This window comes from Lysinibacillus sp. FSL H8-0500 (assembly GCF_038051955.1).
GTDB classification, from domain to species: Bacteria; Bacillota; Bacilli; order Bacillales_A; family Planococcaceae; genus Lysinibacillus; species Lysinibacillus macroides.
On sequence record NZ_CP150292.1, the window covers coordinates 2,499,232 to 2,511,541 of the forward strand.

The following is a 12,310-nucleotide window of genomic DNA, read 5'->3' on the forward strand; positions in this document are numbered from 1 at the left end:
TATTCATGCTAATATTTGATAAAAAAAGTAATGGAAACGGGGATTTAGGATGTATAAAACAATTGGTGTGCTTGCACATGTGGATGCTGGAAAAACTACCTTTTCTGAGCAAGTGCTCTTTCATACAAAGAGTATTCAGGCACGAGGACGTGTCGATCATCAGGACACCTTTTTAGATAATCATGAGCTGGAGCGACAGCGCGGTATTACGATATTTGCTGAGCAAGGTCGCTTCATGCTAGGCGAGGATACGTATACACTGATTGATACACCGGGGCATGTCGATTTTTCCCCTGAAATGGAGCGTGCTATTCGTGTTATGGACTATGCCATTATTATTGTAAGCGCAGTGGAGGGTGTGCAGGGACATACCGAAACCGTCTGGCAGCTCCTACGCAAGTATCATGTGCCAACCTTCTTTTTTATCAATAAAATCGACCGTGAAGGCGCAGATGTAGCGACAGTAATGGCACAGCTTCGTAAGGATTGCTCTGAGCATGTCCTCTTGGTGGATGAACCGTTGCAAGCCAATTATGTATCGAGCAGGATGATGGAATGGCTTGCTGAGCGTGACGAGCAATTGCTGGATGCCTTTTTACAGGACACGCTGGATTATGAGCAATGTCTTGCACAGCTACAGGTGATGGTGAAAGACGAGCGTGCCTTTCCGTGCTTTATCGGCTCTGCCTTAAAGGATATAGGCATTCAGGAATTATTGGCACAGCTTCCACTATTGACTGCAACTTACTTTAAACAGAATGCATCGTTTCAAGGAGAGGTTTTTAAAATTCGCCATGACGGGCATCAGCGTTTAACCTTTCTAAAAGCTTTGCAGGGGTCACTACATATTCGCGATGAATTAACATTTGGAGAGGTTACAGAAAAAATTACGGAGATTCGTCTTTATAATGGCAGTCGCTTTAATACGGTTCAACAGGTCGAGGCTGGCGAAATTTTTGCTGTCAAAGGACTGAGTGCTGCAAATATTGGCGATCAAATCGGCAGTACGGCGTATATACAGCCTTATGAGCTTATGCCTACTTTGCAGGCGAAGGTTCAGTATCAGGGCGAACAGCATATGAAAGAGGTATTAAAGATTTTCCGTCTGCTGGAAGCTGAGGAGCCATCATTACGCGTTGTTTGGCAGGAAAAATTCCAAGAAATTCATGTCCATATTATGGGCGTTATTCAGTTGGAGGTGCTTGTTGATGTATTGATGAGGCGCTTCTCGTTGGAGGTGTCCTTCGGCACTCCGCAAATTTTATATATGGAAACCATTGAAAATACAGTAACAGGCTATGGACATTTTGAGCCATTAAGGCATTATGCAGAGGTGCATTTATTAATGGAGCCAAATGCACGTGGCACAGGCAATACCTTTAGCAATGCCTGCCATGCAGATGCCTTATCAGTAGGCAACCAGCGCCTTGTAGAAAAGCATTTATTTGAGCGGAACCATCATGGCTTATTAACGGGCTTGCCTGTTACAGATATTCATTTTACACTACTAACAGGTCGTGCCCATATAAAACATACAGAGGGCGGCGATTTTCGCGAGGCAACCTTCCGAGCATTGCGTCAAGGGCTAGAGCAAGCGCACAATATTTTGCTAGAGCCGTACTATCGCTTTAAAATGAAGGCTTCCAACGATTTTATCGGCCGTATGATGACAGATATTCAGCAAATGGCTGGCACATTTAATGACCCGATTTTAACGGAGACAGATGTACTTTTAACTGGACGTGCGCCCGTTGCCACTTTTATGAGCTATAGCACTACTTTTGCTGCCTATACAAATGGCAAAGGCGCCCTGACACTCCAATTTGATGGCTATGATATTTGCCATAATGCGGAGGAAGTTATCGCACAAATTGGCTACGATAAAAACGCTGATCCTGACTATACATCCTCTAGCATTTTTTGTGCAAAAGGCAAGGGCTATTCTGTACCATGGGACCAAGCACAGGCAGCGATGCACTGCCAGTAGCGGGGGCGGTTACGGGGATTTCACCTCTGCGCTCTTTACTATGAAAATAAGCCCTCCGCATTTTGGAGGGCTTGGGCTTATAGTGCTTGCTGAGCTGGCTTTGCTGGCAAATAAGCAGGCTTCACGACAACATAGTTATGTGTATTGGCAAAATCAATTAAGAGCTTGCCTGGATGACTTTTAATCATTTGCAAGTCGGCAATTAATTGCACTAGCTTGCTATGACCGTTGCCGCGAGGATGCCAATTGAAATGAACATCATTCAGCGCTTGGATAGCTTGTAAAAATTGCGTATACTCCTGCTGCACAAATGCCATTAATTGCTCGGTATAAGGAATTGGCGCTAAATCATGTATATAGGTTTCATAAAAGCGCATAACAATTGAGCATAATAAATCATTGACACGGGCAGCACTTAACACAGGCTTAGGCTCCTGCGACAGGCGCGCAAGATTCGGCTTAGCACGTGTTGAATCAATACGTGTCAGTAAATGATACAGCTCTCCATCCACCTCATAAACAATTGGATTTGACGGCATATACATCATAAAGCCATTTGTCTTTGTTTTTAGCTGATCTGCTAGCGTTGCCTTTGCAAAAAGATGACCATGCACATCGCCATTTTGTAGCCAAACAATTTCTTTATTATATAAAATTTGCTCAAAAAATCGGTCATTGCGAATAAGCTTCGTTGCTAATAATCGATCGATCAGCGACTCCACAGCCATTCGTGTTTTCGCCTTTTTAGCTACCTCTGTCCGTGGCTGCTTACAAATTTTTATATCCATATAATGCTTCATTTTTTATCCCCTTTGCGTACATATTTGCAAAACAAAAAGGATTCCCTACGTGTCGAGGAAATCCTTTACTTTATCATCTTTCATCACACAATGCCAAATAAGCCTCATCTAAAATTGAATATGTCCAAGGATGAACACTTTCATTTTCGTTGGGCGTTTGACGTACTGTGACGAACAGAGCATTCTGTTTTGTCAACATGCCACCTCCTATTCCTCGTAGGTTACTGGTGTGTACTCGTAGTAGGCAGGTCTCCTGACTTATGGTCATCGCTTCCCTTCTCCTTCCCGTCCAAAGACAGTGGTTGCTGAAAGGTCGCTCACATTTACAGTTGCGGGACAGTGTCGGATTTGCACCGACTTCCCTTTTAAGCAAATTGCACGCAATTTACACCTATTACTACACGCTATTTAGTTGTGAAGGAATGCTATTCCTACTAGCATTTATTGTAGAGGAGTGTCATTTAGAAGTCAATGAACACTAGATTTTAAACTATTTTCAATGACCTACCCAGCTTACAAGAATGATAATGTAATGTCGTTTTTTTGTAATTAACAGTTAAATATATCCATCAATAGATCCCAAGGAAGTACTTAGCCATAAGCGATGTCCATTGTCTATCGATGCTTATTTTACAAAAGAACATTGTAATTGTTTAAAATGGTATGGCGGATATTTTCAACATGGCGTTTTAAATAGTTTTCCGCTTGCTCTGCATCATGGTTTTGTAAGGCTTCTAAAATATGACGATGCTCTTCTAATGAATTTTCATTACGGCCTGGCACAAGAATTGTTTTAAATTGTAATCTTTTTAGTTGCTGTTTAATGATTTTGACCATATCTACAGCCTGTTGATTATGCGAGGCATTGTAAATGACTTCATGGAAATCTAAATTGCTTTGTGAATAGGCATCAAAGTCATGATTTTGGAGATGATTTTTCATTTCCATTAAAATTTTATCGAGCTTTTGTAAATCTTCTTCTGTAATATTTTGTGCTGCATCTGAAGCAATTAATCCCTCTAACACTTCACGGATTTTTAAAAAGTTATTGATTTCATCGAGTGAAAAGGATTTAATCGTTGCGCCCTTATTTTTTTCTAATACAACGAGGTTCTCTTGTTCTAACTTTAATAACGCTTTTTTGACCGTATTACGACTCACACCAATTTCGAGTGAGAGATCATTTTCAATGAGCTTTTGTGAAGGTTGATAAATGCCCTCCAGTATTCTTTCTTTTATAAATTCATAGGCAATTTCTGTTGGCCTTTTCAAAATAACCCCTCATTTCAATAGTTTAAAATTACCTTATAGTAATAATATAAAGATGTTTTTTTGACAATACAATAGAAGCTGATAAGAAAGGGGCTGTACTGAAATAGCGATTTCAACACAGCCGCTTGTGGGCAATTATCATATAAGCTATCACAGCATTTATTTATCTGTTATGCTTGGTAACCATGTTGTGAGTGCTGGAATATACGTTATTAAGAATAGCACAAAAATAGCCACTAGCACGAAGGGAATGATGGCCCGAATTAATTTTTCCATCTTGACGTTACCAACACTAGAGGCAATAAATAAGCCAGCACCTACAGGCGGTGTTAGTAAGCCAATTGTTGCATTTAAGCATAGCATAACGCCAAAGTGTACAGGGTCAATATTAAAGCTATGAACAAGTGGCATAAAGATTGGTAATAAAATAATCATCACTGCTAATTCATCTAGGAAAATACCTGTTACTAATAAGAAAATATTGACCAATAATAAAAATACCCATGGATTCGTAGAAATATTCCCCATTACTTCCACCACTGTTTGCGGAATACGTTCAAACGCCAAAATCCATCCAAACATACTGGCAGTGGACATTAATAATGTCACAACAGCGGTTGCAATTGTCGCGTTAATTAACAGTGATGGGAACTCTTGGAATGTAAGCTCCTTATAAAAGAATTTCCCAACTAAGATGGCGACAATACAGGCAACTGCCGCCGATTCAGTCGCTGTAAATACACCTGAAATTGTACCAACAATAATGGAGGCTGGCACTAGTAATGCTGGAATAATTTTTACAAATGCACGAATGACTTCCTGAAATGCAGCTTTTTCAGAGCTTGGATAGCTATTTTTTATGCCTAAAATCATAATTAATACAATAAACGAAAGCGCTAACAAAATACCGGGAATTATACCCGCCATAAACATATCATTGACCGAGACACTTGCACCAACAGCATAAATGATAAATAGCATGCTTGGGGGAATAATCGGCCCTAGCATGGCAGCGGATGCAGTGGTTGCCGCTGCAAATTCACGTTTATAGCCCGCTTTTTCCATTTCAGGAATCATAATTTTACTCATCATTGCTGTTTGCGCTGTTGCCGAGCCAATAATTGAGGCTAAAAACATATTAGCCACAACGTTGACATAGGCAAGCCCACCTCTAAAGTGACCCACTGATTTTTTGGCAAATTCGATTAAACGAACTGTAATTCCTGAGGCATTCATCAGCTCTCCAGCTAACATAAATAAGGGAATGGCTAATAGGCTAAAGCTTTGCACCCCTGAGAATAGCTGCTGAGGTATATTGTTTAATAAGAAAAATTGTTGAGTCACCGCAATATAAACAAGGCTAACAATCCCCAAAATTAAGGCAATTGGCACTTTTAATAATAGCAGCAGAAAAAATACAATTAGCGTTGCTGTCATTTTACCTCACTCCCCTCATCCGCTAGGTCGTTCTCTCTGTATGTAAATGCCTGAACAAAATGGTTAAAGGAATGCACCGTTAAGCAAACTAAGCCAAATGGAATGGCTAAATAAGGTAAAAACATCGAAATTTTTAATCCAGGTGATATTTTTGTTTGAATGGAAGGGTTGGAAATCCATTGAATCGCCATATATGCTACAACTGCCGCAAAGAGAATTACACAGGCATAGCCAACAATTAAAAAGATTTTCTTCCATATTAACTGCACTCTTTCAAAAACTAAATCTAAGCTAGCAGCTTTCCCACTTTTAACGCTCATACTCCCCCCTATAAAGGTTAGCCAAATCAGCATATAGACTGCTAATTCATCTGTCCAAGTTAAAGGGTTACCGAAGAAGTATCGAAATACCACACCTAAGGCAATACTTCCTAGCATCACACTCATTAAAATAACAGCTAGTACCTTTTCCATTTTATAGAGAGTAGTGCTAATCGTCGCTATTATTTTCATCTTTACCTTCCTCCTCTGCAAAATAAGAACGGTAGGAATGTTGTTGAACACCCCTACCCCCCCTCACATTTTCTAACAGCGCTGAATGGACAGCCACGTCTAGCTATTGATTCGCTTCAATAAATGCTTTAATGGTATCGTTTGAAGAGTATTGCTCATAGACGCTCTTACTTACTTCTTTAAATGCTGTAAGGTCAGAGATTTCATTTACTGTCACACCTAAATCTTTTAACTCTTGTAACAATGCGTCGTTTTTAGCGATCCCTTCTTGTACACCCCAATCAATCACGGATTGCCAAGTATCTGCTATGATTTGACGATCTTCTTCACTTAAACCATCTATGACATTTTTGCTACCAATGACTACTTCTGGAAAAACAATATGACCTGTTAACGTAAGCACTTCTGCTGCTTCGTAAAATTTTTGTGATACCGCTGCATCTAAATCCGTATCCACTGCATCAATTACCCCTGTTGATAAGGATGTATAGACCTCCGGTAAAGGCATGGAAGCTGGGCCCGCCCCTAAAGCTTTATAATAAGATTCGAACACAGGGCTACCAGGAATACGAATTTTTAACCCTTTTAAATCTGCTACAGATTGAAGCCCTTTACTGGCGATAATATGGCGCTGTCCCGCAAAGAAAACACCATAGCCTACCATGCCTTTTTCTTCAAGGTCTGTCATCATCTGTTTAGCAGGCTCAGAATTTGAGGCTTTAGCTGCTGCCTCTAAATCTTCAAACAAATAGGGCATAAACCACCCATTAATAGATTCAGAAATACTACTCATCGTCCCATTACTTAAAATGGCAAAGTCTAAAGTACCCGACTCCACTTGCTGCTGCATATCCGCTTCTTTGCCCAATTGATTGGCTGGATAGATATTTACCTTCATACGACCGTCTGAATTTTTTTCGAGCTCCTCAGCGAACTTTTCAGCAACCTTAAACTTAATATGTGAATCGGCTGCTTCATGACCTAGCTTAAATGTGTAAGCTTGCCCCTTGTCTGCATCCACTGTATCGCCTGAGCCACCTGTTGCATCACCACCACAAGCCGCTAATACTACTGCTAAAGCACCTAATACTAGCATAGAAAACCATTTCTTCATGACTTCCACCCCTTTTTATTGAATACCGAACATTAAAGTACAGCGGTCATTTCAAATTGCACACGTAAACCCTGTCGCAAGCTCTTTTCTGTTGTATGACGTGCTGGACGATTATCCGCATGTGGGAACATTTTTAGCCATTCAATATTGACATTTTCCTTATATTTTCGATCAACCATATAGACGCTAAGGTGTGCAATATTGTCGGTAGTCCCCCCTGCTGCCTTCATAATTTCTTCTACGTAATAAAATAGATTGCGAATTTCCTTATTGACATCCTCTGGTATCTCCCCTGTGTCTGGATCTGAGCCGATTAAGGCAGATGTATAAACCATATTGCCAATTTTCACAGCAGTAGGAATTGGATTTTGATGTTCAGAGCCTTTAATATGCAGTACCTCACGCTTTATCATCCCGATATACCCCCTTATGAATGTTTAGCTTGCAATAATTCCTCTTCATTTTCATAATAAACAACGCCTTCTGCCTCTAAAACAGGGCGCAAATTGTAGAAATCTACGCTAATTTGACCACTATCAATTTTTGCCTTTGTGCCCTCTTCTTTTCTAAGGCGAGCATTGGATAAATCCAATGTGCTTTGCAGGTCTTCTTTTTTAATAACCACGACTCCATCATCATCTGCCATAATTAAGTCACCAGGTGCTACCGTGACATCCCCGCAGGTTGCTGGTGCATTGACCCAGCCGCCCTTTATTTTGTTTGTTCCCTGTGATAAAATATCACGCGTCCACACAGGGAAGTCTAATGCGCGAAGCTGTCGCACATCTCGAATCCCCGAATCAATAATGACACCCTGAACACCTTTTTTCATTAACGCTGTGACGATTAATTCACCAATCATTCCTGCTACACAATCGCCTGCTGTGGTAATGACCAAAATATCGCCTGGTTTACACACTTCAATGGCTGCATGAATCATAAGATTGTCACCCGCCTGACAAATAACAGTGACAGCAGGCCCGACAATGATCTTATTCGATAAAATAGGTTTTAGCCGCGGGTTCATAATTCCTTGCTTGCCTTGTGCCTCATAAACTGTAGAAACATCTAGTTGACGATATTGCTGCACGAGTGCTAGTGCTGGACGCTGAATCTCTTTAACCACATATTTTTGCATTACACAAATTCACCTCCAACATAGGGGAAGAATCTGCTGAATGCCTCCGCTTGTTTATAGTCGTTGTTACCAGAGCAACGGCGCGCATGATTGCCACGTAGCTCTGCTTTATAGCCATAGTACTGAATTAAGTGTTTTTGCGCCTTAAAGCATTCCATCGCTGCTTTCTTTCGCTCATATACTTCTGAAATATCTAAAATCACATCTGGCTTGAAGTCAGAGATTTCAGATTGATGTGGTTCAAAGCCAAAGATTTTCGCTTGCTTTGCCGTCTTTGTCCCCTCTAAACGTACACCGTTGGAAGTGGATAGTACGCTAGCATCAAAGACAAATTTTGAGACGGCTTCATGATCAGGATTAAATGCGTCACGAGGACCATGTGTAATAATGATATGTGGTTGGACAGCACGTATTTTATAAACTAAACGTTCCATACGCTCTTCATTAAGCTGCATATGATAATCTTGGTAATCCCAAATTTCAATATTGGTCACTCCTAGGCATTTAGCGGCTGCCTCAAGCTCTGCTTTACGTTGTGCTTTTACGTTTTCTAATGTTTGTCCCTCTATATTCCATAAATCATTGGACTCACCACGGGCACCATAGCTTAAAATAACTAAATGGACGTTTGCACCCTGTTTCACATATTTTGCAATAGCACCGCCACTGCGCCATACAAAGTCTGCAGCATGTGCACTCACAATGAGTACGTTTGTCGTTGAATCAATCATCCTTATCCCTCCGATATAGCATTCATTTATTTCACAATTTCTTTGACAATTGGCGTTCCATATGTATGGAAGCTTTCGATGGTTTTATTGCCCCAAGCTTGACCACGCTTACGTTCCTGCTCTGTCCATGTAATGACCTCAAAGTCTGGGTCTACTACTAAGTAGCCACCAGAGCAAATTTCAATACGATTACCGCCTGGCTCATAAACATATACAAAATACGTTTGGTTAATTGCATGTTTACTTGGTGCAAATTCGATAAAGACATTTTGATCGACAAATAAATTTGCCGCGCGCCAAATGCCTTCATTGGTATCCACTGACAGAGCTAAATGATGGAAGCGGGCCTTTGCTTCAGTTGCGTCTTTTGTGTAAACAAGCTCATAGGACTTGCTATTAGCACGATACCAAACGGCTGGACGTGTGCCATTGTCTAAACGAATTTGTTCTGTTAAACGTAAACCGAGTACATGCTCAGCGAAATCACCATCTTTTTCAGGATCAGACGATAAAAAATTAATATGGTCTAAATTTTTAACCGCTGCCCCACGCCCTAAAAACTTTTGTGGCTGATTTTTTAAGGTTGGGCGTAAATGTTCAGGTGCTTGATATTTTTCCGTTTCAAAATAAAGCTCCATTAAATGACCGTCTGGACCATGATATTGATAAGCACGTCCATGTCCAAAATCGGCCTCTATCCATTCTCCCTGAACACCCGCTTCTTCAATTGCTATCACTCGACGTTCTAAAGCCTGTGGACTTTTAACACGAAAAGCAGTATGCCCCACACCTGGTTCATCGGCTTGCGTTAAAATAATAGAGTATTGCTCATAGTCACCCCAGCAACGCATATAGGCCTTGTTGGCTGTTTGCTTGACAATTTCTAACCCTAAGCTTTCATAGAAGAAATCAATACTTTCCTGTAGTGTTGGTGTAAACAACTCCACATGTGCAATATGCGCAATATCATCAATTGCTTCCTTTTGAAACTCTTCCATTGCCATCACCCCTTCAATAATTGTTGAACAATATTGCAAACCAATTATAAAACACTATTTTATTCACAGTCAATGTTTTTTCTAAATATTTAAAATAATAGGTTTATCCTAATAACTCATTCTGTAATTGGTTGACAATTATTTTATTCGTTTTACAATATAATTGTTCAACAAAATTGTTAAACGGATGTGTAGTAATGAATTTCTATATTGTCGTTTTCTTAACATTGCTTTTTCAAATTAGCTTAAAAGGAAATATTATTTTAGTAACATTAACAGGCTTACATTTAGAGGCTAGCCCTACCATGTTAGGTATTATTCTAGCGCTCGGTTCTCTATTTCCAATGTTACTCGCCTCTTATGCAGGCAGATTATCAGATCGGATCGCGATCAATTATTTATTAGCAATAGGCATGATTGGAGCAGCGCTTTCATTATTTATGCCATACTTTTTCTACAATAATTTATATGTATTATTAGCTGTGCAAGTAAGCTTTGGTTTATTCCAAATTTTAACGGTGGTGAGCAGTCAAAATTTAATTGGCACTGTAAGTACTTCCGCTAATCGCGCCAAAAATTATGGTATCTATACATTATCTGTATCTATTGCTAATTTAATTGGTCCGTTAATTGTTGGGGGTGCTATCGATTTCTTTCATTATCGTATTGCTTATATGGTGTTGGGAATTTTTGCCCTGACTTCTGGCGTGATTTTTTTGTTTATACCTATTAAGAAAAAGAAGGTTACGTTGAAGGAGATCGTAGAGGAGCGGAGCTTTTTACAGTTGCTCTTTCATCCACAGCTAAAAAAAGTATTTGTTACAAGTGGGGTTATTTTAACAGGGGTCGGCTTATTTGAGTTTTATTTCCCAATTTATACGGATTCCCTTGGCTTATCGGCTTCAATCATTGGTGTATTAGTCAGTATCAATGCATGTGCATTTATACTTTCACGCTTACTTATGCCATTTTTACAGCGCAAATTTACATCGATACAAATTATTGGGGGCTGTTTACTCATTGCTGCAGTTACATTTTTCTTTATGCCATTTGTCACAACCGTCCCACTATTAGCTCTGCTGTCATTTATAATGGGTTTAGGTCTTGGTTGCTGTCAGCCATTGTCCATTGTGATGGCATATGACCATTCACCAGCAGGTCACACAGGAGAAGTATTAGGTATTCGCCTAACCGTTAATAAAGCTGTGCAATTTACCGTACCTATCCTATTTGGCAGCATTAGCTTTTTAGGTTTTTTTTCAATATTTTGGTTCAATACTACCCTCTTCGTGCTGAGTGGTAGGTCCTTGCTTCAACCATTGAAAAAATCTAAAACGTAGCGCTCCATATGCTAACACACTAAAAAAGCCTCACATAAAATGTGGGCTTTTTTAATCCTTGCTAGATTACCATCAATGGGCCTATCCTAACACATACTTCGCTAGGACACCTTGAACTTTATAAATATTTGTGGACTTGTTAAAGTTTTTTTGTATCGGTGATTGACTGCCCGAAACCCAGATCTTTAGCTCTGCATCTAAATCAAATGTGCCTGCGGTTTCCACAGAAAAATGAACAATATTTTTATAGGGAATAGAATGATATTCCGTTTTCTTGCCTGTGACGCCCTGCTTATCAATTAAAATCAATCGTTTATCCGTAAAAATAAAAGTATCTCGAATAATTTTATAGGCATTCTGGATTGTTTCATTGGTGATTAATAAATCCTTGACCTCCTCCTGTAATTTTTCCAAATTCACCTCACTTGCATTGCCAATTAATCCATCAAATAACCCCATCTGTCTCCTCCTTTTTTCTACTATATTACAAAGGAGCTAAGCCTACGACAGCAGCAGCTTGTTTATTATATAATAAGGTGAGGTGATGATTTCAATGGTGCGTATCCTTTTATTATTACTTCTTCTAGTGATTGCCACGGGTTGTGGACAGGGACAGCTTACTAACGTGAACATTTCAAAAAGCCAAGGATTTGGTGAAATGAATAGTGATTTTTTTGCCGTATATACAGACAAGACATCACTAGATATCTTCCAACATGCCATCGCAACCGCGGTGCAGCAGGAGGGAGCTGTGAATGTTGTGGACCCTGAATTTGATTTACAGCTTGTCACTACAAAGAGCCAGAAATCCAATTATTATCTATGGCTAGGGCAAGAGGGACAACAAAGTAGCTTAATGGAGGCAACAGATACACATACGCTCTACGCCCTCACAGAAGAAGCCACAGCATCGCTACGTACACTGCTTTCTTAGGTGACAAAAGAGACCTACTGGACAAAGTATTTTGCATATGTCCCTTT

General features: G+C 39.9%; 14 protein-coding genes and 1 riboswitch. Of the genes, 3 read left to right on the forward strand and 11 right to left on the reverse strand.

Annotated features, from left to right (window positions below; all coding sequences use genetic code 11):
* Nucleotides 1-49: 49 nt before the first annotated feature.
* Nucleotides 50-1,987 carry a translation factor GTPase family protein gene (locus tag MHB44_RS11910; RefSeq protein ID WP_341299317.1) on the forward strand — a complete coding sequence of 646 codons (1,938 nt, stop codon included), beginning with the start codon at nt 50-52 and terminating at the stop codon, nt 1,985-1,987.
* 77 nt (nt 1,988-2,064) lie between these two features.
* Here MHB44_RS11910 and MHB44_RS11915 read toward each other — a convergent pair whose 3' ends face one another.
* The 10 genes from MHB44_RS11915 to MHB44_RS11960 all read right to left on the reverse strand — a co-directional run bounded on the left by MHB44_RS11915 (nt 2,065) and on the right by MHB44_RS11960 (nt 9,989).
* Nucleotides 2,065-2,787 carry a hypothetical protein gene (locus MHB44_RS11915; protein WP_341299318.1) on the reverse strand — a complete coding sequence of 241 codons (723 nt, stop codon included), beginning with the start codon at nt 2,785-2,787 and terminating at the stop codon, nt 2,065-2,067.
* A gap of 73 nt (nt 2,788-2,860) precedes the next feature.
* Nucleotides 2,861-2,986, reverse strand: a complete 126-nt coding sequence (locus tag MHB44_RS11920) for a hypothetical protein (RefSeq protein ID WP_341299319.1) — start codon at nt 2,984-2,986, stop codon at nt 2,861-2,863.
* A gap of 26 nt (nt 2,987-3,012) precedes the next feature.
* Nucleotides 3,013-3,197: riboswitch (cobalamin riboswitch) on the reverse strand.
* Between the two features lie 220 nt (nt 3,198-3,417).
* Nucleotides 3,418-4,059 carry a GntR family transcriptional regulator gene (locus MHB44_RS11925; protein ID WP_341299320.1) on the reverse strand — a complete coding sequence of 214 codons (642 nt, stop codon included), beginning with the start codon at nt 4,057-4,059 and terminating at the stop codon, nt 3,418-3,420.
* 159 nt (nt 4,060-4,218) lie between these two features.
* The gene (locus MHB44_RS11930; RefSeq protein ID WP_341299321.1) at nt 4,219-5,496 is read right to left on the reverse strand and encodes a TRAP transporter large permease; all 1,278 of its coding nucleotides are present in this window, start codon (nt 5,494-5,496) and stop codon (nt 4,219-4,221) included.
* Nucleotides 5,493-6,008 (reverse strand): TRAP transporter small permease, encoded by a 516-nt coding sequence (locus tag MHB44_RS11935; protein WP_341299322.1) that lies wholly within the window; start codon nt 6,006-6,008, stop codon nt 5,493-5,495. The genes MHB44_RS11930 and MHB44_RS11935 overlap by 4 nt, the downstream gene beginning before the upstream one ends.
* A gap of 103 nt (nt 6,009-6,111) precedes the next feature.
* Nucleotides 6,112-7,122, reverse strand: a complete 1,011-nt coding sequence (locus MHB44_RS11940; protein ID WP_341299323.1) for a TRAP transporter substrate-binding protein — start codon at nt 7,120-7,122, stop codon at nt 6,112-6,114.
* Nucleotides 7,123-7,154: 32 nt separating this feature from the next.
* Nucleotides 7,155-7,535 carry a RidA family protein gene (locus MHB44_RS11945; RefSeq protein WP_341299324.1) on the reverse strand — a complete coding sequence of 127 codons (381 nt, stop codon included), beginning with the start codon at nt 7,533-7,535 and terminating at the stop codon, nt 7,155-7,157.
* A gap of 14 nt (nt 7,536-7,549) precedes the next feature.
* Nucleotides 7,550-8,260, reverse strand: a complete 711-nt coding sequence (locus tag MHB44_RS11950; protein WP_341299325.1) for a 4-carboxy-4-hydroxy-2-oxoadipate aldolase/oxaloacetate decarboxylase — start codon at nt 8,258-8,260, stop codon at nt 7,550-7,552.
* Entirely contained in the window at nt 8,260-8,991 is a 732-nt protein-coding gene (locus MHB44_RS11955) for a PIG-L deacetylase family protein (protein WP_341299326.1), read from the reverse strand. Before MHB44_RS11955 ends, MHB44_RS11950 begins: the two co-directional genes overlap by 1 nt.
* A gap of 26 nt (nt 8,992-9,017) precedes the next feature.
* The gene (locus tag MHB44_RS11960; RefSeq protein WP_341299327.1) at nt 9,018-9,989 is read right to left on the reverse strand and encodes a VOC family protein; all 972 of its coding nucleotides are present in this window, start codon (nt 9,987-9,989) and stop codon (nt 9,018-9,020) included.
* A gap of 197 nt (nt 9,990-10,186) precedes the next feature.
* Between MHB44_RS11960 and MHB44_RS11965 the strand changes: the two genes are divergently transcribed.
* Nucleotides 10,187-11,329 (forward strand): MFS transporter, encoded by a 1,143-nt coding sequence (locus MHB44_RS11965; protein WP_341299328.1) that lies wholly within the window; start codon nt 10,187-10,189, stop codon nt 11,327-11,329.
* Nucleotides 11,330-11,410: 81 nt separating this feature from the next.
* On the opposite strand, the gene MHB44_RS11970 is transcribed toward MHB44_RS11965, so the two are convergent.
* Nucleotides 11,411-11,788, reverse strand: a complete 378-nt coding sequence (locus MHB44_RS11970; protein WP_341299329.1) for a PH domain-containing protein — start codon at nt 11,786-11,788, stop codon at nt 11,411-11,413.
* A 94-nt stretch (nt 11,789-11,882) separates the two neighbouring features.
* Between MHB44_RS11970 and MHB44_RS11975 the strand changes: the two genes are divergently transcribed.
* Nucleotides 11,883-12,263 (forward strand): hypothetical protein, encoded by a 381-nt coding sequence (locus MHB44_RS11975; protein ID WP_341299330.1) that lies wholly within the window; start codon nt 11,883-11,885, stop codon nt 12,261-12,263.
* The last annotated feature ends 47 nt before the right edge of the window (nt 12,264-12,310 follow it).

Coding starts and splice junctions, on each gene's coding strand:
- MHB44_RS11910 (WP_341299317.1), top strand. CDS start 50: ATGTATAAAACAATTGGTGTGCTTGCACATGTGGATGCTGGAAAAACT.
- MHB44_RS11915 (WP_341299318.1), bottom strand. CDS start 2,787: ATGAAGCATTATATGGATATAAAAATTTGTAAGCAGCCACGGACAGAG.
- MHB44_RS11920 (WP_341299319.1), bottom strand. CDS start 2,986: ATGTTGACAAAACAGAATGCTCTGTTCGTCACAGTACGTCAAACGCCC.
- MHB44_RS11930 (WP_341299321.1), bottom strand. CDS start 5,496: ATGACAGCAACGCTAATTGTATTTTTTCTGCTGCTATTATTAAAAGTG.
- MHB44_RS11935 (WP_341299322.1), bottom strand. CDS start 6,008: ATGAAAATAATAGCGACGATTAGCACTACTCTCTATAAAATGGAAAAG.
- MHB44_RS11940 (WP_341299323.1), bottom strand. CDS start 7,122: ATGAAGAAATGGTTTTCTATGCTAGTATTAGGTGCTTTAGCAGTAGTA.
- MHB44_RS11945 (WP_341299324.1), bottom strand. CDS start 7,535: ATGATAAAGCGTGAGGTACTGCATATTAAAGGCTCTGAACATCAAAAT.
- MHB44_RS11950 (WP_341299325.1), bottom strand. CDS start 8,260: ATGCAAAAATATGTGGTTAAAGAGATTCAGCGTCCAGCACTAGCACTC.
- MHB44_RS11955 (WP_341299326.1), bottom strand. CDS start 8,991: ATGATTGATTCAACGACAAACGTACTCATTGTGAGTGCACATGCTGCA.
- MHB44_RS11960 (WP_341299327.1), bottom strand. CDS start 9,989: ATGGAAGAGTTTCAAAAGGAAGCAATTGATGATATTGCGCATATTGCA.
- MHB44_RS11965 (WP_341299328.1), top strand. CDS start 10,187: ATGAATTTCTATATTGTCGTTTTCTTAACATTGCTTTTTCAAATTAGC.
- MHB44_RS11970 (WP_341299329.1), bottom strand. CDS start 11,788: ATGGGGTTATTTGATGGATTAATTGGCAATGCAAGTGAGGTGAATTTG.
- MHB44_RS11975 (WP_341299330.1), top strand. CDS start 11,883: ATGGTGCGTATCCTTTTATTATTACTTCTTCTAGTGATTGCCACGGGT.